This window comes from Streptomyces zaomyceticus, assembly GCF_014656215.1.
GTDB classification, from domain to species: domain Bacteria; phylum Actinomycetota; class Actinomycetes; order Streptomycetales; family Streptomycetaceae; genus Streptomyces; species Streptomyces zaomyceticus.
Map to the genome: position 1 here is coordinate 18,826 of NZ_BNBZ01000002.1, position 22,078 is coordinate 40,903.

Sequence of the window (22,078 nt, forward strand, 5' to 3'; positions counted from 1 at the left end):
GACCGCCCGAAGAAGTCGGGCCGGGCGGTTCCCTCCGATGCAAGCGACCGCTTAGTATGCGACCGACCGCTCGGTACGGAGGAGGCTTCCGGATGCAGGCATGGCGTGTGTACGAGAACGGGGAACCGGGCGCGGTGATGCGCCGCGAGGAGGTGGAACCGCCCACGCCCGGCGACGGACAGGTCCTGCTCAAGGTCCGCGCCGCGAACGTCAACTTCCCCGACGCGCTGCTCTGCCGCGGCCACTACCAGATCCGCCCCCCACTGCCCTTCACCCCCGGCGTGGAGGTCTGCGCCGAGACCGAGGACGGCCGCAGGGTGGTCACCACCGCGGCCCTCCCGCACGGCGGCTTCGCCGACTACGTGCTCGCCGACGCCGCCGGACTGCTCCCGGCCCCCGAGTCGCTCGACGACGCCGAGGCCGCCGCCCTCCACATCGGCTACCAGACCGGGTGGTTCGGCCTGCACCGCCGCGCCGCCCTCCAGGAGGGCGAGACCCTCCTGGTCCACGCGGCGGCCGGCGGCGTCGGCAGCGCCGCCGTCCAGCTCGGCAAGGCCGCGGGCGCCACCGTCATCGGGGTCGTCGGCGGACCGGAGAAGGCCGCCGTCGCCCGCGCGCTCGGCTGCGACGTGGTGATCGACCGGCGCTCCGAGGACGTCGTCGCCGCCGTCAAGGCCGCGACCGGCGGCCGCGGCGCCGACGTGATCTACGACCCGGTCGGCGGCGAGGCCTACCAGCAGTCCGCGAAGTGCGTCGCCTTCGAGGGCCGGATCGTGGTCGTCGGCTTCGCGAGCGGCACGGTCCCCGCGCCCGCCCTCAATCACGCCCTGGTGAAGAACTACTCGGTCCTCGGCCTCCACTGGGGTCTGTACGCGGCGAAGGACCCGGCCTCGATCGGCCGCTGCCACGAGACCCTCACCAGCTACGCGGCCAAGGGCCTCATCAAGCCCCTCATCGGCGAGCGCGTGCCCTTCGCCGGAGCGGCGGACGCCGTCCAGCGGGTCGCCGACGGCACCACCACCGGCCGTCTGGTCGTCCTCCCGGAAGGAGCCCACGCATGACCGACGCCGCGGAACTCCGCGTACGCACCCGGAAACTGCTGGACGAGCACCCGCCCGCCACCACCGACCGCACCGACTTCCTGCGCGCCCGCTTCGACGCCGGACTCGCCTGGGTGCACTACCCGGTCGGGCTCGGCGGTCTCGACGCGCCCCGGGCGCTCCAGACCGTCGTCGACGCCGAACTCGCCGCCGCCGGTGCCCCCGACAACGACCCGCGCAAGATCGGCATCGGCCTCGGCATGGCCGCCCCCACCGTCCTCGCCCACGGCTCCGACGAGGTCAAGGAGCGTTTCCTCCGTCCGCTGTGGGTCGGCGAGGAGGTCTGGTGCCAGCTGTTCAGCGAGCCCGGGGCCGGATCCGACCTCGCGGCGCTCGCCACCAGGGCCGTCCGGGACGGCGACGACTGGGTGGTGGACGGGCAGAAGGTGTGGACCTCCAGCGCGCACACGGCCCGCTGGGCCATCCTCATCGCCCGCACCGACCCGGACGCGCCCAAGCACCGGGGCATCACCTACTTCGTCTGCGACATGACCGACCCCGGCGTCGAGGTCCGGCCGCTGCGCCAGATCACCGGCGAGGCCGAGTTCAACGAGGTCTTCCTCACCGGCGTCCGCATCCCCGACGCCCACCGCCTCGGCGAGGTCGGCGACGGCTGGCGGGTCGCCCAGACCACCCTGATGAACGAGCGGGTCTCCATCGGAGGCGCCCGCATCCCCCGTGAGGGCGGCATGATCGGGAAGGCCGCCACGACCTGGCGCGAGCGCCCCGGGCTCCGCACCCACGCCCTGCACCGCCGCCTCCTCGACCTGTGGGTCGACGCCGAGGTGGCCAGGCTCTCCGGGGAACGGCTCCGTCAGCAGCTCGTCGCGGGCAGGCCCGGCCCCGAGGGCAGCGCGATGAAGCTCGCCTTCGCCGGTCTCAACCAGGCCATCAGCGGCCTCGAGGTCGAACTCCTCGGCGACGAGGGCCTGCTGTACGGGGAATGGGAGATGCGCCGCCCCGAACTCGTCGACTTCACCGGCCGCGACGCCGGCTACCGCTATCTGCGGTCCAAGGGCAACTCGATCGAGGGCGGCACCAGCGAGGTGCTGCTCAACATCGTCGCCGAGCGGGTCCTCGGCCTGCCGCCCGAGCCCCGCAACGACAAGGACGTCGCCTGGAAGGACCTGGCCCGATGACAGAGACGACCGCGCCGGCGGAACAGCCGCTGGACCTCCTCTACTCCGAGACCGAGGACGACCTGCGGGCGGCCGTCCGCGCCCTGCTCACCGACCGGGCCGGCCCCCAGGCCGTCCTCGGGCGGATCGAGACGGACAGCCCGTACGTCCCCGGTCTGTGGAAGTCCCTCGCCGCCGACATCGGCGCCGCCGGCCTCCTCGTCCCCGAGAAGCTCGGCGGCCAGGGGGCGAGCCACCGCGAGGCCGCCGTCGTCCTGGAGGAACTGGGCCGCGCGGTGACCCCGCTGCCGTACCTCACGAGCGCGGTGGTGGCGACCGAGACCCTGCTCGCCCCGGCGGCCGAGAGCGACGCGGCGGCGGCGCTGCTCGCGGAGCTCGCGGGCGGCCGCACGGTCGCGGTCCTCGCCGTGCCCCTGTCGACGGCGCCCGACGCGGAGCTCCCGCTCGCCGAGCCGGTCGCGGCGGTCGCCGACGCCACGGCCGCCGATGTGTTCCTCGTCCTGCGGGCCGACGGTCTGTACGCCGTACCCGCCGACGAGGCGACCGTCGAGCGGCAGGTCCCGCTCGACCTCACGCGTCCGCTGGCCGTGGTCACCACCGGCGCCGGGAGCGGCACCCGGCTCGCCGGCCCCGACGCGGCTCGCGCGGCGGTCCGGCGCGGACTGCTCGCGGGTGCCGGTCTCCTCGCCTCCGAGCAGCTCGGTCTCGCCGAGTGGTGCCTGGAGGAGACCGTCCGGTACACCCGCGAGCGGCACCAGTTCAACCGGCCGGTCGGCTCCTTCCAGGCGCTGAAGCACCGTATGGCCCAGCTCTGGCTGGATCTCGTCGGAGCCAGGGCGGCGGCCCGTGCCGCCGCCGACGCCCTCGCCACCGGCAGCGCGGACGCCCCGCTGATCGTGGCCGTGGCGCAGGCGTACTGCTCCAAGGTCGCCGTCCGGGCCGCCGAGGAGTGCGTCCAGCTGCACGGCGGAATCGGAATGACCTGGGAGCACCCGGCCCATCTGGCTCTCAAGCGTGCCAAGTCCGACCAGATCGCCCTGGGATCGGCGGGCCGGCACCAGGACACGATCGCCGCCCTGGTGGGCCTGGAGCCTCCCTCGTAGCAGGCCCGGCGGCCCCCTGCGCCCGGCCCGGCGGGCCCTCGTAGCAGGCCCGGCGGCCCCTTGTAAGGGGCCGCCGCGTCCACACCCCTTTACATACTGTTTAATTGCATGCTGTTCGCAATAACAGTTGATCTCCAAAAGGGGTGTGGACACGATGACCGCCCGATTCCTCCGCGGCACGGCCGCCGCGACGCTCGCGGGGGCCCTGGCCCTCACCGCGGCGGCCTGCACGAACCCCGGCTCCACCGCCGGAGGCGCCGCCGGACCCAAGGATTCCGCGGTCGTCGGCATCGCCTACGAGCCCGAGACCCTCAGCCCCCTCCTCGGCTACGGCAAGGACGGCAACTCCAAGATCTTCGACGGGCTGCTCGCCTTCGACGCCGACATGAAGCTGAAGCCGGCGCTCGCCACCGCGCTCCCGCGCATCGCCGACGGCGGGCTCACGTACACGTACACCCTCCGTGACGGGGTCACCTTCAGCGACGGCGTCCCCTTCACGGCGAAGGACGTCGTCTTCACCTACCGGACGATCCTCGACCCGAGGACGAACAACGCCTCCCGCACCGAGCTCGACGCCCTCGAGAGCGTCGAGGCGATCGGCGACGACACCGTCGTCTTCCGGCTGAAGTACCCCTACGCGCCCTTCGCCGAGCGCACCGTCCACGCCATCGCCCCCGAGCACATCGCGGCGAAGCAGGACGTCAACACCGGCGCCTTCACCACCAGGCCGATCGGCACCGGTCCCTACGTGCTCACCGGCTGGTCCAAGGGCGAGAAGCTCAGCTTCAAGGCCAACCCGACCTACTGGAACGGCGCGCCCGCGGTGAAGAAGTTCACCATGGCGATCATCAAGGACGACGACGTCCGCGCCACCCGGCTCCGCGCCGGCGACCTCGACGGCGCCGTCCTGCCGCCCAACCTCGCCGCCGGATTCAAGGACGACAAGGCCAGGAAGACCTGGACGGCGAAGACCTACGACTACCGCACGGTCACCCTCCCCACCCACCACGAGGTCACCGGCGACACCGCCGTCCGCCGCGCCCTCGACCTCGCCGTCGACCGGCAGACCATGGTCGACAAGATCCTCGAAGGCGCCGGGAAGCCCGCCTACGGGCCCGTCCCCACCGACAGCCCCTGGTTCGCGAAGGGCACCGAACGCCGCCACGACCTCGCCGGCGCGCAGAAGATCCTCGACGAGGCCGGCTGGAAGCCCGGCCCCGACGGCGTCCGCGTCAGGAACGGCGTCCGCGCCGCCTTCCCGATCTGGTACCTGTCCGGAGACAAGCTCCGCCAGGACCACGCCCTGGCCTACGTCTCCGACGCCAAGAAGGCCGGCATCGACATCACCGCCCAGGCCGGCACCTGGGAGGTCATCGAGCCCCGGATGAAGACCGACGCCGTCCTCGCGGGCGGCGGCTCGCCCGGCGACCCCGACTTCGACCAGTACCTGCTCCTGAAGTCCACCCTCGGCGGCGACGGCTTCAACAACATGGCCCGGTACGACAACAAGACCGTCGACCGCGCCCTCGACGAGGGCCGCCGCACCAACGACCTCACCAAGCGCCGCGCCGCGTACGACACCGTCCAGCGCGAACTGGTGAAGAACCCCGGCTACACCTTCCTCACCCACATCGACCACCTCTACGTCGTCGACGACGCCTGGGACGGTCCGAGCACCCAGACCGAGCCGCACGACCACGGTCTCGCCTCCGGCCCCTGGTGGAACGTCGAGAGCTGGAAGCCGAAGCCCGCCGGAGCGACGAAGAAGTGAAGCGCAGCCTCCCCTGGGGGCCCATGGCGCGGATGACGGGACGGCGCGCCCTGGCCGCCGTCCCCGTCCTCCTCGCCGTCACCTTCGCGGTGTTCGCCGTCGCCGAAGCCTCCCCCTTCGACCCCGTCAAGGCCTACGCCGGCACCGCCGGACTCACCGCCTCGCAGGAGAACCTCGACCAGCTCCGCGCCAACCTCGGCGTCGACCGGCCCCTCCTCACCCGCTGGTGGGAGTGGCTCACCTCGGCACTCACCGGCGACCTCGGCGACTCCGCCGTCATGCGCCGCCCCGTCGCCGAGGTCATCGGCGAACGCCTCGGCTGGTCCGTCCTCCTCGCCGTCACCGCCTTCCTCGTCGCCATCGCCCTCGGCACCCTCCTCGGCGTCCTCGCCGGGCGCCGCCGCGGCGGCGCGATCGACCGCGTCGTCAGCTCCGTCGCCTACACCCTGGAAGCCGCGCCGGCCTTCTGGCTCGGCCTCCTCGCCATCTGGTTCTTCGCGCTGAGGCTCGGCGCGCTGCCCGCCGGCGGGCTCACCGACACCGCGAGCGACACCGTCACCTTCGACCAGGTCGCCCGTCACCTGGTGCTTCCCGCGCTCGTCCTCGGCGTCTCGCAGCTGCCCTGGTTCTTCCTGTACGTCCGCCAGGGCGTCGGCGACGCCCTCGACGAGGACCCCGTGCGCGGCGCCCGCGCCCGCGGCCTGGGCGAACGCACCGTCCTCACCGGCCACGCCCTCCGCTCGGGAATGCTGCCCATGCTCACCCTCATCGGCTCACGCGTGCCCGAGCTGATCACCGGAGCCCTGCTCGTGGAGACCGTCTTCAGCTGGCCCGGCATCGCCGCCGCCACCGTCCAGGCCGCCACCTCCGTGGACTTCCCGCTGCTGGCAGCGCTCACGGTCCTCGCCACGGCGGCCGTCCTCCTCGGCAATCTGCTCTCCGACCTCCTGTACGGACTCGCCGACCCGAGGGTGGGCTTCGATGGCTGACCGTCGCACCCACCGCCTGCGACTCTGGACCTCCGCCCTCGTCGTCGGCGTCGTCCTGCTCGCGGTCCTGCTCGTGCCGCCGCTCGTCCAGCTCGACGAGCAGGCGGTCGACCTCTCGCGAAAGCTCCTCCCGCCGTCCTGGGAGCACCCCTTCGGCACCGACGACCTCGGCCGCGACCTGCTGCTGCGCTGCGTCTACGGCCTGCGGATCTCGCTGCTCGTCGGGCTGGTGGCCGCGCTCGTCGCGACCGTCGTCGGCACCGCCGTCGGAGCGGCCGCCGGCGCGCTCGGGGGATGGACCGACCGCACCCTCATGCGGCTCGTCGACGCCTTCTCCTCCGTACCGCACCTGCTGCTCGGCATCTTCGTGGTCGCCCTGTTCCGGCCCGGAGTATGGCCGGTGATCGCCTCCGTGGCCGTCACCCACTGGCTCTCCACCGCCCGGATCGTGCGCTCCGAGGTCCTCTCCCTGCGTACCCGCCCCTTCGTCGACGCCGCCGTGTCCGGCGGCGCCACCCGGTGGCGCGTCGCCGTCCGGCATCTGCTCCCCGCCGTCCTGCCGCAGGCAGGCCTCGCCGCCGTCCTGATGGTCCCGCACGCCATGTGGCACGAGTCCGCGCTGTCCTTCCTCGGCCTCGGCCTCCCCAGCCACCAGGCCAGCCTCGGCAACCTCGTGCAGAACGCCCGCTCCTCGCTCCTCGCCGGCTACGGCTGGCCCACTCTCTTCCCCGGCCTGCTGCTCATCGTGCCGACCCTCGCCATCGCCGGCCTCGCCGGTGTCTGGCGCGACCGGCTCAACCCGCGCCGCCGATCGGAGCTGATGCTGTGACCGCCGAGAACGTGCTCCGTGCCCTCGACGCCGTCTCCGCCGGGCGGGCGGAGGACGCCGTCCTCAGCGTCCGCGGTCTGACCGTCCGCTTCCGGCTGCGCGGCGGCCGGACCGTCGCCGCCGTCAGCGACGCCGACTTCGACCTCGGCGCGGGGGAGTGCCTCGCCCTCGTCGGCGAGAGCGGCTGCGGCAAGTCGGTCCTCGCCTCCGCCCTCCTCGGCCTGCTCCCCGCGAACGCCGAGACCTCGGGTACGGCCCTGCTCGCGGGGGCCGGGGGCCAGGACGGCACCGACCTGCTCGCCGCCGACGAGAAGACCCTGGCCCGCACCGTACGGGGCCGCCGCGTCGGCCTCGTACCGCAGAGCCCCGCCGCGCACCTCACGCCCGTCCGCACCGTACGGTCCCAGCTGGAGGAGACCGTACGGGCCCTCGCCGGAACCACCCGCCGCGCCCGCCGGAAGGCGGCCGAGGACGCCGCCGACCGGGCCGCCTTCCCCGCCGGCCACCTCGACCGCTACCCGCACGAACTCTCCGGAGGCCTCGCCCAGCGCGCCGCCACCGCCCTCGCCCTCATCGGCGACGCCGGGCTGCTGCTCGCCGACGAGCCGACCACCGGACTCGACCGCGACCTCGTCGACCGCACCGTGGACGAACTGCGGCGCCACGCCGACGACGGCCGCGCCCTGCTCCTCATCACCCACGACCTGGCCGCCGCCGCGCGCATCGCCGACCGGGTCGCCGTGATGTACGCGGGCCGCATCGTCGAAATCGCCCCCGCCCAGAGGTTCTTCGGGGCTGCGGGACCCCGCCACCCGTACGCCCGCGGGCTCCTCGACGCCCTGCCGGACCGGGCGTTCACCCCGATCCCCGGCATGCCCCCGGAGCTCTCCGCGCTGCCCGAGGGCTGCGCCTTCGCCCCGCGCTGCCCGCTGGCCGGCGAACTCTGCACCACCCGGCCGGAGTTCACCGCCGGCCTGGCCTGCCACCACCCGGAGCGCCCCCGTGCTTGAACTCGACGGCGTCACCGCCGGATACGACCGCCGCGCCCCTGTCTTCCGGGGCGCCTCGCTCACCGTCGCCCCCGGCGAGTCCGTCGGACTCCTCGGCCCCAGCGGCTGTGGAAAGTCCACCCTCGCCCGCGTCGCGGCACTCCTCCACCGCCCCGACGCGGGCCGGTTCGTGCTCGACGGCACCGAAGTCCGGGCCTGGCGCCACCGCGCCCCGCGCGAACTCCGCACCGCCGTCGGCGTCGTCTTCCAGCAGCCCCGCATGGCCGCCGACCCCCGGCTCACCCTGGCCGACCTCCTCGTCGAGCCCCTCCGCGCCACCGGCCGGCGCGCGGAGGCTCCCGCCCGGCTCGCCGAACTCGCCCCGGCCGTCGGCCTCACCCCCGACCTGCTCGGCCGCCGACCGCACGAGGTCAGCGACGGACAGCTCCAACGAGCCTGTCTGGGCCGGGCCCTGGCCCTGCGCCCGCGCTGGCTGATCTGCGACGAGATGACCGCGATGCTCGACGCCTCCACCACGGCCGCCCTCGTCGCCGCCGTCGAGGCCTACCGCGCCGACACCGGAGCCGGCCTCCTCGCCGTCGGCCACGACCGCGTCCTGCTGAGCCGCTGGTGCGACCGTACGGTGGAGTGGAAGAACTGCCTGCCCGCCGAGGAGGGCCCGTGACCGTGGAGTCCCCGTGGACGCCGGCCGCCGCCGACGACCCCCTGGACGGTCTGCGTGCCGCCCTCGCCGCCGCCCCCTGCGGCTACGAGCCGCGGTCGGGTCACCAGGACCACTGCTGGATTCTCCACCCCGTGTACGACGAGGGTGTACGGCTCCGCTGGGACCAGGTCCTGGCCCGGGAGGGCCGGAGGCTCGCCGACTGGCCGGGCACCCTGTCGTACCTGGTCTTCGAGGGCGTGACGGGCGCGGACGAGCTGGAGGGGCCGGATCCGGCGGAGCTGGATCGGGCCACCCTCGCCCGGCTCGTCGGGCATCTGGCCAAGAGCGGGCCGTCGGGGCACGACACTCCGTGCGGTGCCGCCCAGGCTCCCGTGATGAACCGTCCGGGTGAGGAGCCGGCTGCCCGGCGGGGCCGGCTCGGTGACGCGCTCGCCCATCACGACGCCATGCCCGAGTTCCGGTTCCCCGCCACCTGGTGGGCGGCCGACGGGAGTTGGCTCGTCCTCAGCGACGTGGACCTGAGCGCGACCGAGGTCTTCGGGAGCACCGCTCTGATCGAGGGGCTGCTCGCCGACCCGGAGCTCGACGCCGTCCGCCGACCGGGTATCGCCGAGACCCTCGGCGACTGATCGCGGCGGAATCTCACCCGTATGGCCGCCCCGCCATTCGCCCGGACGGACCGCCCATTCCGCCACACTGTCGGCCGAACGCCGCAATTCCGGTGCGGCGACGGAGGGACGTGAACGCGATGGCCGTTTCCATTTCTGTCGTGGTGCTGCTGCTGGTGCTGGCCGTGATCTTCCTGCGCAGCGGCGGGCTCAAACTCACCCACGCGCTGGTCTGCGCCCTGCTCGGCTTCTTCCTCGCCGGCACCAGCATGGCGCCGACCATTCACAACGGTGTCGCCGCCACCGCCAACGTGGTCTCCAGCCTCAATCCCTGACCATTGCGTGATCGTGAACTGCCTGTGAAACACAGGGCAGTTGCATGTACATCTCACGGACTCGGGCCTAGCGTCGGCCGTCGGCGCGACAGAAGCCGGCAACCCGAGGAGCCGCAGTGACCACCCACCCGCCACGAAGACGAGCACGCGCACTGGTGCTGATCGCCGCGCTGAGCGCGACCCTCCTCGCGGGCGCCGCCCCCGTCGCGCAGGCGGACGAGATACCCCTGGCCATCGGCCACCGGCTCGTCGACCACTACGAGGGCGCCCCCGGTACCGCCCGCCCCGTCCCCGGCAGGGGCACGGCCCAGCACCCGTACCTCGCCCCCAACGGGCGCAGCGGGATGCACGCCGACGGGGCCGGCAGCGGCACCCACCCCTACCCCGGGCCGCTCGGCCGCGACCCGCGCGTGGACAGCGAGAAGATCGCGCCCGTCGGCGGTGAATGCGCCACCGTCACCTTCGACTCCGGAGGCCGGCTCGTCACCGTGTGCGGCACCTTCAGCGGCTTCCTGCTGAAACTGCTCGACCCGCGCACCCTCGACACCCTCGCCGAGTACAAGCTGCCGCAGCGCTCCTCCACCGTCGAGGCCATCACCCGTCTCGACTTCGAGAAGATCTTCAAGGACACGTCCGGCGGCGCCTACTTCTTCCTCGACGACCGGGACCGGGTGGTCCTCGCCGACTCCCGGCAGCACATCCAGCGCATCGCGCACCGCCAGAAGCCGGACGGGGCCTGGGAGTTCGTCGTCGAGAACGACTGGGACCTCACCTCCCTCGTCCCGCACGACTGCGTCACCTGGACCAACCTCTTCCCCAGCGGTGTCTGCGACCCCGTCACCTCGGTCATGCCGGACTGGGAGGGGCGCATCTGGTGGGTCACCCGCCTCGGCCGGGTCGGCACCGTCGACCCCGAGACGGGCGCCCTCCGCGCGATCCGGCTCGACGGCGAGGAGATCCAGAACTCCTTCTCCGTCGCCGAGGACGGCGTCTCCCTCGTCACCGACCACGCCCTGTACAGCTTCCGGGCCGATGCCGACGGCGTCCCGCGGGTGATCTGGCGCGAGACGTACGACCGGGGGACCGGCACCAAGCCGGGATCCGTGAACCAGGGTTCGGGCACCACCCCGGACCTCTTCGGTCTCCATGACGAGTACGTCGCGATCACCGACAACGCCGACGACCGGATGAACGTCCTCGTCTACCGCAGGGGCGCCGACGTCCCGGCCTCCGAGCGGCTCGTCTGCAAGGTGCCGGTCTTCGGATCCGGGGCGTCCACCACCGACAACTCCCTGATCAGCTGGGGCAACAGCCTTGTCGTCGAGAACAACTACGGGTACGAGAACCCGAGTACGCTCACCCTCGGCCGCAGCGTCGTCGGCGGCGCGACCCGCGTCGACGTCCGGGCCGACGGCAGCGGCTGCGACATCGTCTGGGAGAGCGACGTCCGTTCGCCCTCGACCGTCCCGAAGCTCTCCACCGCCAACGGGCTCCTCTACTTCTACGAGAAGCGCCCCAACTCCTGGGGCGTCGACGCCTGGTACCTGACGGCCGTCGACTTCAGGACCGGCCGGCGCGTCTTCAGCCGCTTCACCGGCACCGGCCTGGCGTACGACAACAACTGGGCCCCGATCACCCTCGGCCCCGACGGCACCGCGTACATCGGAGTCTTCAACGGCATCGTCGCCGTCCGCGACGGCGCCTGACCCGCACACGGCCGCCCCGGGACCGAGGTCCCGGGGCGGCTCGCGGTGTCTCCGACCGGTCAGACCATCTCGGGAATCTCCCCGACGGTGGTGCGGACGTCGATCACGGCGAACGCGGCACCCTGCGGGTCCAGGATCACCGCGAAGCGGCCGAACGGGCTGTCCATCGGCCCGAACACCTTCCGGCCGTCGAGGCGTTCGGCCGCCTCGACGGCCTTGTCGCAGTTGTCGACGGCGAAGTACAGCTGGATGTAGGAGGGAATCTCCGGCGGGAAGTCCTCCGCCGTCATCACCATGCGTCCGAGCACCGGGTCGGCGCCGAGGTCGAAGACCCGGTAGTCCATGTCCTCGTCCTGCATCTTCTTCGAGTTGTAGCCGAAGACGGTGGTGTAGAACGGGTCGGCCTTCGCCGGCTCCCGGGTGAAGACCTCGGCCCAGACGTACGAGCCGCTCTCACCCTCCAGCTCGAAGCCCTTGTGCTGTCCCGGCTGCCAGATGCCGAACGTGGCGCCCGTCGGGTCCTGTGCGATGCACATCGACCCGAAGTCGCCGACCTGCATCGGCTCCATCACCACGGTGCCGCCCGCGTCGCGGATCTTCTCGGCCGTGGCGGCGACGTCGGGCGAGGAGAAGTACAGACACCAGGTCGACTTCGGGTCGGCGTCCTGCCCGGGCATGGGCGGGACGATGGCCGCGACGGCCTTCCCGTTCTTGTACGCCTGGGTGTAGTTGCCGAACTCCGTGGAGGACTCTCCGAAGGTCCAGCCCAGGACGTCACCGTAGAACGTCTTGGCGCCCTCGAAGTCGCTGAACATCGCGTCGGCCCAGACAGGCGTGCCTTCAGGTGATGCAGCCATGACGATGACTCCCACTTCCGATTCGACGACGTGTTCCTGTGGGCCACGCTAGTCACGCTCGTGCCCGCCCGCTCGGTGACGCGGCGTGACGGGACCCGAATGCTGAGAACATCGAGGCCATGAGGACACAGGGGGGCACCACGATGATCGAGATCTCCGCCGGGACGGTCACGCTGTCGGACCGGCGCACGGAGCGAAGCTGGACGGTCGAGGTCGGCCCCTGTGCCATGGGCGCGGTTCCCGTGACCCAGGACCTGTACGAGTCGGTCACCGGCGGGCGACCGGGCACCGCACACGGTGACCGGCTCCCGGTGGAGGGGGTGTCCTGGGACGAAGCGGTCCGGTTCTGCAACGCCCTCTCGGCCCGCGAAGGGCTCCGCCCCGCCTACCGCGTCCCGGCGGACGAGTCCGACGGGCCCGAGTGGGACAGGACGGCCGACGGATACCGGCTTCCCACCGAGGCCGAGTGGGAGCACGCCTGCCGCGCCGGCACCACGGAGGCGCGCTACGGCCCGCTCGACGAGATCGCCTGGCACCGCGGCAACTCCGGCGAACGCCTCCACGAGGTCGCCGGCCGGCGACCCAACGACTGGGGACTCCACGACATGCTGGGCAACGTCTGGGAGTGGTGCTGGGACGTGTACGACGCCGAGGTCTACGGCAGCTACCGGGTGCTGCGCGGCGGAGGCTGGTTCGACGAGCACTGGAGCTGCCGCGCCTCGGTCCGCCGCCGCAGCCACCCCACCCTCCGCATCGACGACGTGGGCTTCCGCCTCGCCCGCACCCTCCCGGGCTGAGGACGGTGCCACGGCCCGCGTACCGGCGCCGATCCCGCGGGGACGGCCGGGGGACCACCGGGGGACCGCCGGGTCCGTCGAGGATCGGGCCCGCTCACGGCCGGGGGACCACCGGGTCCGGGCCCGCTCACGGCCGGGGCACGGGGGGCACCACGGCGACGGGACAGTGCGCGTGGTGCAGGACCGCGTGGGCGACCGAGCCGACGAGCAGCGATCCGAGGCGATGCCGGTGGTGACGGCCGACGACCAGCAGACCGGCGTCCCTCGACCCCTCGACCAGCAGCCCCGCGGCGTCCGACGGCACCACCGTCGGAACGAGCCGGACCCCCGGCCGGCGCGCGGCGAACGGCCGCAGCCGCTCCTCCTGCCGCCGCCTCACCTCCCGTACGAGATCCTCCGCCTCGTTCGCGAGGGGCAGCGGCGGAGGCACCTGGAGCGCCGGGGCCGGGGCGACGGCCACGGCACTCGGCTGGGGAGGCAGCCGGAACGCCGTCACGGCCTCCAGTGCGACGCCCCGGTGGTGCGCCGCCTCGAAGGCGAAGTCCACCACCTCGTCCGGAGTCTCCTCCGTGTGCAGGCCGAGCAGTACCCGGCCCGCCTCCGCCCCGCCCTCCAGGACGACCGCGCGCGCCTCGTGCGGGACGACGACCAGGGGGCAGGGCGCGGTCCCGGCGAGCGTGCGGCTGGTCGAGCCGAGCAGCAGACTCGCGTAGCCGCCGTGCCCACGGGAGCCGGTCACCAGGATCCGTGCCCCGCGGGCCGCCGCGGGCAGCGCGTCGGTCACGGAGCCGTCCAGCGACTCGTACCGCACCGGAATCCGGTGCCCGCCCCTCTCGACCACGTTCCGTACGCCCTCCACGACCGTGTCGGGGAGCTCCGGGGACGGGCCCAGGGAGGCGATCCGGGCGGCGCCGAGCTGGAGGGCGTCGGAGCGCACATGGGCCACGACCAGCGGCGATCCCAGGCGCTCGGCGGCGCCGAGCGCCCATTCCAGGGCCCGCAGACTGTTCTCGGATCCGTCCACGCCGACGACGACCGGCGGCTCGGGCGCGGTGCTCGTGTCACTCATGGGGGAATCACTCCCGCGTCGGGTCCCGCGCCACACCGGACGGCGCCGGGCCGCGGGGAGACGACACCGGACCGGTCCGCCGGGAAGCCGCCGGGACCGGTCCGGTGGGAAACGACCGGTCCCCCGACCAGGGAACTGATCGGGGGACCGGTGGGGAAGCGATCAGGCGTTCTGGTCGCGACGGGCGCGCTCCGCGTCGCGCTCCTTGATGCGGACCGTCTCCTTGCGGACCTCGGCCTGGGTGGCGCGCTCCTTCTGCAGCCACTCAGGGAGCTCCTGCCGGAGCTCCTCGATCTGCTCGGTGGTGAGCGGGTCGGTGATGCCACCGCGCGCGAGGCCGGCGATGGAGATGCCGAGGCGCTGCGCGACCACCGGGCGGGGGTGCGGACCGTTCTTGCGGAGCTCCTGGAGCCAGGCCGGCGGGTTGGCCTGGAGCTCGTTCAGCTCGGCGCGCGAGACGACACCCTCCTGGAAGTCTGCGGGGGTGGCCTCGAGGTACACACCCAGCTTCTTCGCCGCGGTGGCGGGCTTCATCGTCTGGGTGTTCTGGTGCGACGTCATGGTGTCAAGGGTATCGAGCGTGCGGGCGAGTTCCGACCACGGCAGCTACCGGTAACCTGGCGGGGTGACAGGCTCGGACACTTCCCCCTCGCATTCCTCCCCTTCGTTCCGGCTCGCGTACGTCCCCGGAGTGACGCCCTCGAAGTGGGTGCGGGTCTGGAACGAACGTCTGCCCGACGTGCCCCTCAGCCTTCTCGCGGTGACCCCCGCCGAGGCCTTCGGCGCTCTCAGGGAGGGCACGGCCGACGCCGGTCTGGTCCGGCTGCCCGTGGACCGGGACGACCTCAGCGCCATTCCGCTCTACACGGAGACGACCGTCGTCGTCATTCCCAAGGACCACCTGCTGGCCGCGGCCGAGGAGGTGTCGGCCGAGGACCTCGCCGAGGAGCTCGTCCTGCATCCCCTCGACGACACCCTCGGCTGGGAGGAGCGGCCGCCGGGGCGACCGGCGAACGAGCGGCCCGCGACGACCGCCGACGCGATCGAGCTGGTCGCGGCGGGCGTCGGTCTGCTCGCCGTCCCCCAGTCCCTCGCCCGGCTCCACCACCGCAAGGACCTCACCTACCGGACGCTGACCGGGGTTCCGCAGTCGCGGGTGGCCCTGTCGTGGCAGGCGGCCGACGAGGCGCCGGACCTGGTGGAGGAGTTCATCGGGATCGTGCGGGGCCGTACGGTGAACAGCACCCGGGGCCGTCGCGCCGAGGCCCAGAAGGGTCAGAAGCAGCCGAGGGACCAGAAGGAGCGGAAGCCCGCCAAGCCCGCCAGGTCGGGGAAGCCGGCCGCCGGCTCCCGCACGACGGGCAAGCCCACGGCCCGCAAGACCGGCGGCGCCGGGGGCTCCGGCCGGGGCCGCACGGGCGGAAAGCCCCGCAAGAGGAGCTGAGCGGCTCCCGGCCGCCGGCACCCACCGGGCTCCACGCCTCCGGGGCGTACCCGGGCCCCGTCCGCCGGCACGCACCGGCTCTCGTCCGCCGGCACGCAGCGGCCCCGTCCTCCGGCGCGTACCCGCACCCGTCCGTACGGCGGACGCCGCTCACTCCGGTGGGCGGGCGCTCGGCATACTGACCCCTCCTGATCATCGAGATCACGCAGGAGGAGCTTTGGCCGCCAGTTTCAGGACCGTCGTCGAGGTGGGACCCGACCATCTCGCGCAGGCCCGGTCCATCGACCGGATGTTCCAGGAGGCGATCGCCCCGGCGACCGTCAACTTCGACTTCGAGGCGATTCGGGAGGCCGCGGCGGCCGTTCCGGACAGCACCGTGGTGAAGATGGTGCGGGGCTGGGGGCTCCAGGAGTACGCCCCCGTCCTGGTCATGGTGCTCTCCCTCAAGGAGGCCGTCCGGCAGGCGCTCCCGCCGGAGTGCTCGGAGGCCGGTTTCTGGGCCACCGTGGAGCGGGAGCTCGTCCGGGCCTTCACCGGGCTCGCCGGGCAGGAGGGACAGCCCGGTCTCTCCTTCTACGAGGAGACCGGGGAGCGGACCCGGTTCTACCGGGACCTCTTCTTCGCCCTCCAGGACGAGGAGACCGGGGAGCACATGTACGCCCTGGCCTTCTGTGTCGACGTGACGGTCGAGCTCCCGAAGGCGGAGACCGTCGCGCTGGAGCTGACGGACGTGGTGCCGTTCGCGGTGCGGCTCAACGCGATCGTGGTCCGCCAGGCCCTGGGTCTCGCGGCCTGACGTCCCCCGTCGTACGAGTCCGCCGGCCCGCCGTCCCGGGCCGGAACCCTGACTCCGTGCCTCCCCTCAGAGCTTCGGGCGCCGCCGTCCGGCGCGCGCCGCCGCCACGAGCTCCGGCACCGTCGCCAGCTTGACCCGGGGACGCCCCGCGGCCTGCCCCCTGGCCCGTTCCGTCCGGTCGATGGCCGCGAGACCGCGCGCGTCGACGAGATGCCCGCTGCGGCTCCGCGCCAGCCGCCGGAAGTCCAGGGCCGTGCCCGTCGGCGTCGGCAGCGTCCCGGCGACCGCGTCCGCCAGCAGCGTCCCGACGGTCTCCTCCGCGCAGGCCCGGTTGGCCCCGATGCCACCCGAGGGCCCGCGCTTGATCCAGCCCACGACATAGCCGCCCCGCAGCCCCGTCACCCGCCCCGCCTCGTGCGGCACGGTGCCGGTGGTCTCGTCGAACGGCAGCCCCGCCAGCGGGACCCCCCGGTAGCCGATCGCCCGGACCAGGAGCCCCGCCCCGATCTCGGCACCGGACGGCGCCCCGTCCTCCGTCACCCGGACCGCCCGTACGGCGTCGGTGCCGAGCGCCTCGACCGGGGCCGAGTGGAAGCGCAGCACGATCCGGCGCCGGTCCGGCGCGGGTGCCCGCGTCCAGTCCACCGTCTCCCGGGCCACGTCCCGCAGCAGCGCCGCCTTCTCGCCCGCTCCCGCCGCGTCGACGGCCGCGCCGGTCCGCGGGTCCCGGTCGTCGACGACCAGGTCGACGCCCGGCAGGTGCTTGAGGGCCAGCAGTTCGGAACTCGTGTACGCCGCGTGCTCGGGTCCGCGACGGCCGAGCAGCACCACTTCGCGCACCCGGCGTCCGCGTAGGACCGCGAGGGCGTGGTCGGCGATGTCCGTACCGGCGAGGTCGTCGGGGTCCATCACGAGGACTCGGGCGACGTCGAGCGCGACGTTGCCGTTGCCGACGACGACGACCCGTTCCGCGGCGAGCCGGACGGCGTCCGCCCCGGTCTCCGGATGCGCGTTGTACCAGGAGACGACGGAGGTGGCCGAGACGCTGCCCGGCAGGTCCTCGCCGGGGATGCCGAGCCGCCGGTCGGCGGGCGCGCCGACCGCGTAGATCACCGCGTCGTGGTGGGCCGCGAGTTCCTCGACGGTGACGTCCTCGCCGACGCTCACGCCCAGCCGCATCCGGACCCGGGGGTGGCTGTGGAAGCGGGCGAAGGTCTCCCCGACGCCCTTGGTCGACGGGTGGTCGGGCGCCACTCCGTACCGCAGGAGCCCGCCGGCCACCGGCAGCCGGTCGACGAGGGTGACCTCGGCGTTGGTGTGCAGGAGCAGGTCCTCGGCGGCGTACATGCCCGCGGGGCCGGTGCCGACGACCGCGATCCGCAGCGGGGCGAAGTCGGAGGGCAGCGAGCGGGCGAAGACGGGCGCGCCCCAGGTGTGGAAGTTGGGTGAGGCGACGGCCGGGGCGGGGGCGCGGTCCGCGTAGTACTCCGCGTTGATCGCCTCGTACTCCCGCAGCCCCGCGGTGAGCCGGTCCACGGGGAAGATCGCGTCGACGGGGCAGGCGTCGGCGCAGGCACCGCAGTCGATGCAGGCCCGGGGATCGACGTACAGCATGTCCGTGCTGCCGAAGTCGGGCTCCTCGGGCGTCGGATGGATGCAGTTGACGGGACAGACGGCGACACAGGTCGCGTCGCTGCAGCAGGTCTGGGTGATCGCGTAGGTCATGGCGTCGGCTCTGCTCTGCTCGGCTCGGAGGGGTCAGACGAGGTGGGCGCGCTGGTAGAAGAAGAGCGCGGGCCGGGTCAGCATCCCGACGTCGGCCAGGAACTCCATGAGCCCGGAGCAACTGGCGCGCAGCTGCGCCTTGTAGTGCTCGTTGGCGGCCGCCTCGCGGCGGGCCCGCTCGGGGTCGAGTCCGGCCCGCACGTACACCTCCGGGTTCACCAGGCTGGTGATGATGTAGTACGCGGCGATGGCGACCACCAGGGCCTGGAAGTGGCGGCGGGTCCGGCCCGCGCGCGCGAGGTGACGGCGCGTCTCGTCCCGGGCGAACTTCATGTGCCGGGATTCCTCGACGACATGGATGTTGCTGATGGTGCGGACGAAGGGCACCACGCGCTCGTCGCGCATCCAGTCGCGCTGCATGACGTCGAGGACCTCCTCGGCGACGAGGATGCCGGCGTACGCGGCTTCGCCGAAGCCCACGGTCTTCATGAAGCGTCCGAGCTCCAGCACGGCGCGCTTGGGGCGGTACGAGGGCGCGCCGAGCTTCTGGGAGCCGCGGGCGAACATGATCGAGTGCCGGCACTCGTCGGCGATCTCGGTGAGGGCCCACTGGAACCGGGGGTCGGTGTGGTCCATGCGGTAGATGTCGCGGAGGACCATCTGCTGGAGGATCATCTCGAACCAGATGCCGGTGCTGGCCACCGAGGCGGTCTCCTGACGGGTCAGCTCCTTCTGCTGTTCCTCCGTCATCTCGCGCCAGTACGCCGTGCCGTAGAGGGAGTTCCACTCGGGGCTCTGCCCGTGGAAGTCCTTGTCGAGGGGGGTGTCCCAGTCGACGTCGGCGGCGGGGTCGTACGACAGCTTCGCGGCCGACCGGAGCAGCCGTTCGGCGACGTCCTGCTCATCGGGCTCCGGGCGAACGGTGCTGCTTGCCATGGTGCGGCTCCTTGGATCGCGCGATCGGCGGTTCGGACACTTATTAGACTTCGCGTCTAGCAAGCTTGTTAGACGGAACGTATAGCAAGGGCTCCCGGCAGGCCTACCCCCCGGTACGGACTTTTTCCCGCGGGAACGCGAACGGGGCCGGAACCCGGGTGGGTTCCGGCCCCGTCAAGGGGTCGCGCGCCGGCGTGCCGGTGGCGTCAGAAGGTCAGGTTCCAGGCGTCGATCTTGCCCGTGTCCTGGCTCGCGTTGTCGTTCACGCGAAGCTTCCAGACACCGTTCGCGACCTCCGAGGAGGCGTTGACCGTGAAGGTCTGGACGATGTTGTCCGTACCGCTGCCGGTCCGGTTGTGCACCGTGTACACGGTGCCGTCCGGGGCCACCAGATCGACCTTCAGGTCGCCGATGTAGGTGTGCTTGATGTCCACGCCCACCTTGAGCGTGGCCGGCGCGTTGCCCGTCACGCCGCCGACCGTGATCGAGCTCTCGACCGTGGCGTTGTCGGCGATGGTGACATCGGCGAGGTTCTCGAAGTACGCGCCGGGCGGCGGGGTGCTGCCGCCGACCGCCTTGAGCGCGTCGACCGCACCCTCGCCGAAGAAGCCGTTCTTCGTCGTGGTGCCCTTGCAGCGGGTGTCCGAGGGGCACGCGCGGTCGGTCGCCTGGACGCCCAGCTGGTCACGGATCTGCGCCGGGGTGAACGTCGGGTTCACGCTCGCGATCAGCGCCGCGACGCCCGCCACGTGCGGGGAGGCCATCGAGGTGCCGTTCATGTTGCCGTACTTGCCGCCCGGGAGCGTCGAGTAGACACCCGAGGCGCCGTCGCCGCCCGGGGCCGCGATGTCGACGACCCCGTTGCCGAAGTTCGAGTACGAGGCCTTCGCGCCGCCGTTGCCCTGCGCGGCGACGGTCACGACGCCCGGCAGCTCGGTCGGGATGTCGATGCACGCGTTGGTGATCGTGCGGGTGACCGGCGTCGAGTCGTTCGGGCTCTCGGAGTCGGTCGTCTTGTTCGCCAGGTCGTAGTTGGAGTTGCCGGCGGCGGCCACCTGGAGGGAACCCTTGCCCTCGGCGTACACCTGAGCCCGGCGGACACCCTCGATGATGGCGGCCTGGTCCACGTTGTCGGGGCAGTTGAACTGCCACGGATCCGTGTAGTAGCTGTTGTTGGTGACCTTGAAGCCGTGGTCGCCGGCCCACATGAAGCCGCAGATCGTGTTCTCCGCGAAGAACAGGCTGCTCGTCGGCTCCGCGATGCGGACGGAGGAGATCTTCACGCCCGGCGCGACGCCGATGACGCCCTTGCCGTTCTTGGCGGCCGCGATCGTGCCCGCGACATGCGTGCCGTGGGTGCCGACGTCACGCCAGGCACCCGCGCGCGTGTCCACCTTGCCGTAGGCGCAGGAGGCCGAGTCGGCGGCGTTGAAGTTGGGCGCGATGTCCTGGTGCTGGTCGTCGACGCCGGTGTCGAGGACACCGACCTTCACCGTCGCCGAACCGGTGGTGACCGCCCAGGCCTGCTCGGCCTTGATCTGCGTCATGTCCCAGCGGTTCGACTCCGTGAGCGTGGTCGTCGACTGCGCGGGGTTGGCCGGGAGCGCCGGGTTGTACGCGTCGGCGGGAACGTCCGAGGTACGGGTCGCCCCGACCTGCTGGACGCCGCCGACCGCGCGCATCGAGGTGGCGAACGACGAGGACGTCGAGTGCGCCACGATCACGCCGATCGCGTCGTAGGTCGCGAAGGCCGAACCGCCGCTGCTCGCCACGGCGCCGCTGACCGCGGAGGTGCCGCCGGGAGCCGTGATCACCAGGTACGCGCGGGTGCCCGCGGCCCAGGCGGCCGGAGCGGCCGCCGCCTTCGTGGAGGTGGTGGTCTGGGTCGCCCCCGCCGAACGGGCCGCGACGGGCTCCGTGTCGGTCGGTGCTGCTTGGGCGAATCCCGCGGGAGCGGCGAGCGCCACGGTCGTTCCGAGCGCCGCGACGGCTATGGCCGACGTTCTCAACCGGCTGGATATGAGGGAAAACAATGCGTCCTCCGATGACCCGGTGGCGCGGGTGGCGCCCGCCGGGCCCTGTGATGTGTGGGGTGGACGCAAGATCCCAGACTCGTGAGGCGGAAGGAAGCATTCTGTCCGAGAAGCCCGTTCGCGTTACGCACTGTTGACCGATTGTGCCGACTTCCTGGACGGTCGTCCATGTATATTGGACACCTGTCCAGGAAATCTGGATGCGACCGAACGCGGAGGAGACGACGGTGGAGACGACGGCGAACGTGCTGGTGGGCCTGGTGGCCGCCCTGCACGTGTACATCCTGGTTCTGGAGATGTTCCTGTGGCAGAAGAAGCCGGGGCGCGGACTGTCCGGCTTCGACGCCGACATGGCTCGCGCCACCGCCCCGCTCGCCGCGAACCAGGGCCTCTACAACGGCTTCCTCGCCGCCGGACTCGTCTGGGGCCTGATCGCCGACGACCCGACCGGCTTCCGGGTCCAGGTCTTCTTCCTCGGCTGCGTCGTCATCGCCGGTCTCTACGGCGGCTTCACCGCCAACCGTCGCATCCTCGTCGCCCAGGCACTCCCGGGAGCGCTCGCCCTCGGCGCCGTCCTGCTGAGCCGGTGACCCGGCCGTGACCCCGGAACCGGGAGACCCCCGGGCGGCCAGGACCCGGGCCAAGCTGCGCCGGGCCCTCTTCGACGAGTGCGCCGAACGTCCGCTGGCCGATGTCACCATCGCCACGCTCGTACGACGGGCCGGCGTCGGCCGGGCCACCTTCTACGTCCACTACGGCGACCTGGAGGCGCTCGCCGTCGACGCCTGCGCCGACGTCGTCCGCGACGCGGTGGACGCCCTGCACGCCTGGCGCGGCATCCCCGACCCGGCGTCCCCGCCGCCCGCGCTCCTCGAATTCCTCGCCGAACTCGCCCCGCACGCGGGCCTCTACCGCGCGCTGCTGCGCCCGGGCGGCGGCGGACCGCTCGGCCTGGTCCTCCACGAGGACCTGCGGGCCCGCAGCTTCCACGAACGCAGCCTGGCCGGCGCCCCCGAACCGGAACTGATCGCCTCGGCCGTGGCCGCGACCTTCGCCGGGGTGCTCGCCGACTGGCTGCACGGCCTCGTGGAGGGCGACTCCGACCGGATCGCCCACCAGATCTGGCGCCTCCTCGTCACCCTGCACCGCACGCCGCTGAAGTGATCG

22 protein-coding genes are annotated in these 22,078 nt (G+C 72.7%); 16 read left to right on the forward strand and 6 right to left on the reverse strand.

The genetic code is table 11. The features are described 5' to 3' along the window. Positions 1 to 92 precede the first annotated feature (92 nt). The 11 genes from IE311_RS03125 to IE311_RS03175 all read left to right on the forward strand — a co-directional run bounded on the left by IE311_RS03125 (position 93) and on the right by IE311_RS03175 (position 11,254). Positions 93 to 1,061, forward strand: coding sequence for an NADPH:quinone oxidoreductase family protein (locus tag IE311_RS03125; protein WP_189829964.1), 969 nt, complete (start codon positions 93 to 95; stop codon positions 1,059 to 1,061). Continuing rightward, complete coding sequence (locus IE311_RS03130; RefSeq protein WP_189829965.1) at positions 1,058 to 2,239, forward strand: acyl-CoA dehydrogenase family protein; 1,182 nt, start codon at positions 1,058 to 1,060, stop codon at positions 2,237 to 2,239. Before IE311_RS03125 ends, IE311_RS03130 begins: the two co-directional genes overlap by 4 nt. After that, a complete protein-coding gene (locus IE311_RS03135) occupies positions 2,236 to 3,342 on the forward strand; it encodes an acyl-CoA dehydrogenase family protein (RefSeq protein WP_189829966.1) in 1,107 nt (368 codons plus the stop codon). The genes IE311_RS03130 and IE311_RS03135 overlap by 4 nt, the downstream gene beginning before the upstream one ends. A 154-nt stretch (positions 3,343 to 3,496) precedes the next feature. Beyond that, positions 3,497 to 5,113 (forward strand): ABC transporter substrate-binding protein, encoded by a 1,617-nt coding sequence (locus IE311_RS03140; protein ID WP_189829967.1) that lies wholly within the window; start codon positions 3,497 to 3,499, stop codon positions 5,111 to 5,113. Then, positions 5,110 to 6,102 carry an ABC transporter permease gene (locus IE311_RS03145; RefSeq protein WP_189829968.1) on the forward strand — a complete coding sequence of 331 codons (993 nt, stop codon included), beginning with the start codon at positions 5,110 to 5,112 and terminating at the stop codon, positions 6,100 to 6,102. The genes IE311_RS03140 and IE311_RS03145 overlap by 4 nt, the downstream gene beginning before the upstream one ends. Next, the gene (locus IE311_RS03150; RefSeq protein WP_189829969.1) at positions 6,095 to 6,931 is read left to right on the forward strand and encodes an ABC transporter permease; all 837 of its coding nucleotides are present in this window, start codon (positions 6,095 to 6,097) and stop codon (positions 6,929 to 6,931) included. Before IE311_RS03145 ends, IE311_RS03150 begins: the two co-directional genes overlap by 8 nt. Positions 6,932 to 6,942: 11 nt before the next feature. After that, a complete protein-coding gene (locus tag IE311_RS03155) occupies positions 6,943 to 7,941 on the forward strand; it encodes an ABC transporter ATP-binding protein (protein ID WP_189830312.1) in 999 nt (332 codons plus the stop codon). Next, entirely contained in the window at positions 7,934 to 8,605 is a 672-nt protein-coding gene (locus tag IE311_RS03160) for an ABC transporter ATP-binding protein (protein WP_189829970.1), read from the forward strand. Before IE311_RS03155 ends, IE311_RS03160 begins: the two co-directional genes overlap by 8 nt. Continuing rightward, positions 8,602 to 9,234 carry a hypothetical protein gene (locus IE311_RS03165; protein WP_189829971.1) on the forward strand — a complete coding sequence of 211 codons (633 nt, stop codon included), beginning with the start codon at positions 8,602 to 8,604 and terminating at the stop codon, positions 9,232 to 9,234. The genes IE311_RS03160 and IE311_RS03165 overlap by 4 nt, the downstream gene beginning before the upstream one ends. Before the next feature lie 119 nt (positions 9,235 to 9,353). Continuing rightward, on the forward strand, positions 9,354 to 9,548 hold the full coding sequence (locus tag IE311_RS03170; RefSeq protein ID WP_189830313.1) for a hypothetical protein: 195 nt from the start codon (positions 9,354 to 9,356) through the stop codon (positions 9,546 to 9,548). Between the two features lie 116 nt (positions 9,549 to 9,664). Continuing rightward, positions 9,665 to 11,254 carry a hypothetical protein gene (locus tag IE311_RS03175; protein WP_189829972.1) on the forward strand — a complete coding sequence of 530 codons (1,590 nt, stop codon included), beginning with the start codon at positions 9,665 to 9,667 and terminating at the stop codon, positions 11,252 to 11,254. Between the two features lie 59 nt (positions 11,255 to 11,313). Here the strand turns inward: IE311_RS03175 and IE311_RS03180 are convergent, their stop codons facing one another. Next, positions 11,314 to 12,111 carry a VOC family protein gene (locus IE311_RS03180; protein ID WP_189829973.1) on the reverse strand — a complete coding sequence of 266 codons (798 nt, stop codon included), beginning with the start codon at positions 12,109 to 12,111 and terminating at the stop codon, positions 11,314 to 11,316. A 119-nt stretch (positions 12,112 to 12,230) separates the two neighbouring features. Here IE311_RS03180 and IE311_RS03185 point away from each other — a divergent pair, with 119 nt between their 5' ends. Next, positions 12,231 to 12,908, forward strand: a complete 678-nt coding sequence (locus IE311_RS03185) for a formylglycine-generating enzyme family protein (RefSeq protein WP_189829974.1) — start codon at positions 12,231 to 12,233, stop codon at positions 12,906 to 12,908. A 127-nt stretch (positions 12,909 to 13,035) separates the two neighbouring features. Here the strand turns inward: IE311_RS03185 and IE311_RS03190 are convergent, their stop codons facing one another. Together IE311_RS03190 and IE311_RS03195 are read right to left on the reverse strand one after the other, a co-directional pair. Beyond that, entirely contained in the window at positions 13,036 to 13,977 is a 942-nt protein-coding gene (locus tag IE311_RS03190; protein WP_189829975.1) for a universal stress protein, read from the reverse strand. A gap of 162 nt (positions 13,978 to 14,139) precedes the next feature. Continuing rightward, on the reverse strand, positions 14,140 to 14,538 hold the full coding sequence (locus tag IE311_RS03195; RefSeq protein ID WP_189829976.1) for a DUF5997 family protein: 399 nt from the start codon (positions 14,536 to 14,538) through the stop codon (positions 14,140 to 14,142). Positions 14,539 to 14,602: 64 nt separating this feature from the next. Here IE311_RS03195 and IE311_RS03200 point away from each other — a divergent pair, with 64 nt between their 5' ends. Next, the gene (locus tag IE311_RS03200; RefSeq protein WP_189829977.1) at positions 14,603 to 15,421 is read left to right on the forward strand and encodes a LysR family substrate-binding domain-containing protein; all 819 of its coding nucleotides are present in this window, start codon (positions 14,603 to 14,605) and stop codon (positions 15,419 to 15,421) included. A gap of 217 nt (positions 15,422 to 15,638) precedes the next feature. Then, the gene (locus IE311_RS03205; RefSeq protein ID WP_189829978.1) at positions 15,639 to 16,217 is read left to right on the forward strand and encodes a Type-2Aa cytolytic delta-endotoxin; all 579 of its coding nucleotides are present in this window, start codon (positions 15,639 to 15,641) and stop codon (positions 16,215 to 16,217) included. A 66-nt stretch (positions 16,218 to 16,283) separates the two neighbouring features. On the opposite strand, the gene IE311_RS03210 is transcribed toward IE311_RS03205, so the two are convergent. The 3 genes from IE311_RS03210 to IE311_RS03220 all read right to left on the reverse strand — a co-directional run bounded on the left by IE311_RS03210 (position 16,284) and on the right by IE311_RS03220 (position 20,872). Then, positions 16,284 to 17,942, reverse strand: a complete 1,659-nt coding sequence (locus tag IE311_RS03210) for an FAD-dependent oxidoreductase (RefSeq protein ID WP_189829979.1) — start codon at positions 17,940 to 17,942, stop codon at positions 16,284 to 16,286. 33 nt (positions 17,943 to 17,975) lie between these two features. Further along, the gene (locus IE311_RS03215; protein WP_189829980.1) at positions 17,976 to 18,878 is read right to left on the reverse strand and encodes an AurF N-oxygenase family protein; all 903 of its coding nucleotides are present in this window, start codon (positions 18,876 to 18,878) and stop codon (positions 17,976 to 17,978) included. A 206-nt stretch (positions 18,879 to 19,084) separates the two neighbouring features. Further along, positions 19,085 to 20,872 carry a S8 family peptidase gene (locus IE311_RS03220; protein ID WP_373313749.1) on the reverse strand — a complete coding sequence of 596 codons (1,788 nt, stop codon included), beginning with the start codon at positions 20,870 to 20,872 and terminating at the stop codon, positions 19,085 to 19,087. Positions 20,873 to 21,138: 266 nt separating this feature from the next. Between IE311_RS03220 and IE311_RS03225 the strand changes: the two genes are divergently transcribed. Both IE311_RS03225 and IE311_RS03230 read left to right on the forward strand, forming a co-directional pair. Then, positions 21,139 to 21,501: a DUF1304 domain-containing protein gene (locus IE311_RS03225; protein WP_189830314.1), complete on the forward strand. Its 363-nt coding sequence runs from the start codon at positions 21,139 to 21,141 to the stop codon at positions 21,499 to 21,501. 7 nt (positions 21,502 to 21,508) lie between these two features. Next, positions 21,509 to 22,075: a TetR/AcrR family transcriptional regulator gene (locus IE311_RS03230; RefSeq protein WP_189829982.1), complete on the forward strand. Its 567-nt coding sequence runs from the start codon at positions 21,509 to 21,511 to the stop codon at positions 22,073 to 22,075. The last annotated feature ends 3 nt before the right edge of the window (positions 22,076 to 22,078 follow it).

Coding starts and splice junctions, on each gene's coding strand:
- IE311_RS03195 (WP_189829976.1), bottom strand. CDS start 14,538: ATGACGTCGCACCAGAACACCCAGACGATGAAGCCCGCCACCGCGGCG.
- IE311_RS03185 (WP_189829974.1), top strand. CDS start 12,231: ATGAGGACACAGGGGGGCACCACGATGATCGAGATCTCCGCCGGGACG.
- IE311_RS03140 (WP_189829967.1), top strand. CDS start 3,497: ATGACCGCCCGATTCCTCCGCGGCACGGCCGCCGCGACGCTCGCGGGG.
- IE311_RS03150 (WP_189829969.1), top strand. CDS start 6,095: ATGGCTGACCGTCGCACCCACCGCCTGCGACTCTGGACCTCCGCCCTC.
- IE311_RS03215 (WP_189829980.1), bottom strand. CDS start 18,878: ATGGCAAGCAGCACCGTTCGCCCGGAGCCCGATGAGCAGGACGTCGCC.
- IE311_RS03180 (WP_189829973.1), bottom strand. CDS start 12,111: ATGGCTGCATCACCTGAAGGCACGCCTGTCTGGGCCGACGCGATGTTC.
- IE311_RS03130 (WP_189829965.1), top strand. CDS start 1,058: ATGACCGACGCCGCGGAACTCCGCGTACGCACCCGGAAACTGCTGGAC.
- IE311_RS03125 (WP_189829964.1), top strand. CDS start 93: ATGCAGGCATGGCGTGTGTACGAGAACGGGGAACCGGGCGCGGTGATG.
- IE311_RS03135 (WP_189829966.1), top strand. CDS start 2,236: ATGACAGAGACGACCGCGCCGGCGGAACAGCCGCTGGACCTCCTCTAC.
- IE311_RS03190 (WP_189829975.1), bottom strand. CDS start 13,977: ATGAGTGACACGAGCACCGCGCCCGAGCCGCCGGTCGTCGTCGGCGTG.
- IE311_RS03210 (WP_189829979.1), bottom strand. CDS start 17,942: ATGACCTACGCGATCACCCAGACCTGCTGCAGCGACGCGACCTGTGTC.
- IE311_RS03170 (WP_189830313.1), top strand. CDS start 9,354: ATGGCCGTTTCCATTTCTGTCGTGGTGCTGCTGCTGGTGCTGGCCGTG.